The organism is Bacillus sp. 05T31 (assembly GCF_056396725.1).
Map to the genome: position 1 here is coordinate 1 of NZ_JBFTMA010000640.1, position 2622 is coordinate 2622.

Here is a 2622-nt window from a genome sequence, read left to right on the forward strand (position 1 = left end):
GTACCTATACCTTGTAAGGAAATACCCTTTCTCTCGACAAAACATATCGATTTCCGTCATTTCTCGGAAGTCATATTATATTTTTCGACGATTATCCAATCTTTCCCTTCTTTATAAAGAACATACTATTAAAAAAGCCCTTGTTTTCATACAAGGACTTTTCCATTAAACTGTTTTATTTCACAACTTCTTCTTTCGGCATTACCATACCTTTATAAAGTTGGACAGTAATCCAATAATAAATGAAATAAATTACTATGAAGATTCCTATTGGCATCCACACTTTTACAAATGGGTCAACTAATATGAAACTGAATAAGTTAAGCCCTACTAAAACGTGGGAGATTCCAATAATTGCTGGGAAGATAAATAAATATGAAATCTCTTTATATATACTTTTTGTTAACATACTACGTCTCACACCAATTTTTCGTAGCATTTCATAACGGCGTACATCACGGGAAGCTCCTGTTAATATTTTGAACATAAGAGAACTCGCCATCATTGCTAAAAATGCAATTCCAAGGAAAAATCCCATAAACATTGTTCCACTCATGAAACTATTCATGAACTGATAAATTGTCATTTTCGTATATAGTTCTACTTTTGTGCCTGTTGTTTTTTCAATTAATTCTTTTTGTCTCTTATCTATATCGAGCAACAATGGTTTATATTTTTTCATATCATCTACTTTTGCTAATGTTACAGTATGTTCTGTTCCTTGAATTCCTTTATAACGCTCTTCATCTGCAATTCTTACAGGTTTTCCGTTAAATTGATTATGTGTAATTTGTATCTCTCTTACAACCGCATCCTCCCAATCTTTTGGCATACGAGGAAGCTTATTCGCTACTTCAGGAGCTTCCAAAGCAGAATAGACAGGTTCAGTTAAAGGTGTAGCCACACGTTTACGAGCAGGTTCTTTTAAAGTCTTTGTATCAAAATGATCTGAAATAAGTGGTGGTTTTTCAGTTAAGTCGTTACGTAAATAATAAACCGCTTCTCCATCTACTTTATACTTATACTTGCTTTCTTCAACAATTTCCATTTCTTTTAATGCCGCTTTATCTTGTTCATTTGGATCATGAATTACGACATCATATACACGTGAGAAGTCTGTCATAATGCCTACATTCTTTTGAAACGCCATACCTGCTGTCATTGCACCTGCACCTAATGCAATTAACATCGCTACAGTGCCTAGTACTCTCGATAAACTAGTTACTCGAAAACGTAACTGTGCATAAGTAAAACTATTTAATCCCGTTTCATTTCGTTTTTTATTTCCCTTAATTTTCATTACAAAAAGTGGGAGCAACGAGCTAAAAATGAAATACGTTCCTACTGTCGTAACAATTGTCGCTATTATAAATCCTAGTTCAGCAAACATTTTTATATTCACCATAAAATAGTATCCTGTACTTACTAGCAATACACCTAGTACTGTCATAATAACAGTGCGAGTCTTACTTTTCTTCACCTCATCTTGCGTTTCATCTTCACGTATTAAYTCTAATTCTGTTTTACGTAATAATCGGAAACTATTCATTAAACCAGTAATGAAAAATAATATTAAGAAGAAAATAGATGTAACTAATATAGCTGGTGTGTACACAGATGCGTAATTACCTTTTGCTGAAATTTCCATTCCATTCATTAAAAAATTTCCTGCTACACTAGCAAGTACTATTCCTACTAAAATACCGATAATAATACTGACAATCCCCATACCAAAAGTCTCAATAAATAATAATTGCGCTACTTTTTTCTTTTTCGCTCCAAGCATCATGTACATACCGAGTTCTTTTCTTCTTAGTGTAAGTAAAAAAGAATTGGCATATATAATATAAAATACAGTTATGAAAGAAAGTAATATTGCACCGACCCAGAAGACAAGTCTGATACTACTAATGAGACTATTATCTTTTGTAAATTCAYTATTCATCGCCATCGTTTGRAACATGTAAAAAATACTAATACTAATRACKAGACCAATAAGTAAMACCATATAATCCTTTAACATTTTTTTCATACTATGACGTGATAATTTGAATAACATAGTCTCGCCCCCCTTACTTCGACTCAGTTGCTGAGCCCATTTGGGCAAGCACACCTAAAATATCTTGATAGAAATTTTCTCGTGTTCCTCGACGTTTTAACTCTTTATAAAGAAGTCCATCCTGTATAAATAAAATACGTTCACAATAGCTCGCACTAAATGCATCGTGTGTTACCATCAAAATACTTACATTGTGATTTTCATGTAAATCTTGCATCGCTTCTAATAAACTTTTTGCATTTTTACTATCAAGTGCTCCTGTCGGTTCATCTGCTAATACGATTGCCGGATTATGTACTAAAGCTCGTGCTGCCGCTGTTCTTTGTTTTTGTCCACCAGAAACAGCAGTCGGATATTTTGTTAAAATTTCAGTGATCCCTAATTTCGTCGCAACCCCATTTACTTTTCCAGTAATCTCACTTGACGGTACGCCTTGCAAGGAAAGTGGTAAAGCGATATTTTCATAAATTGATAAATTTTCTAGTAGATTAAAGTCTTGAAAAATAAATCCTAGTTTTTGAGAACGAAAATCTGATAATGCATTCCCCTTCATAGAAGTAATA

2 protein-coding genes are annotated in these 2622 nt (G+C 33.3%); both read right to left on the reverse strand.

The features are described 5' to 3' along the window. Positions 1-175 precede the first annotated feature (175 nt). On the reverse strand, positions 176-2059 hold the full coding sequence (locus AC1DJR_RS25695; protein WP_477003829.1) for an ABC transporter permease: 1884 nt from the start codon (positions 2057-2059) through the stop codon (positions 176-178). A 13-nt stretch (positions 2060-2072) separates the two neighbouring features. After that, on the reverse strand, positions 2073-2622 hold a 550-nt coding region (locus AC1DJR_RS25700; RefSeq protein WP_477003830.1), incomplete at its 5' end, for an ABC transporter ATP-binding protein.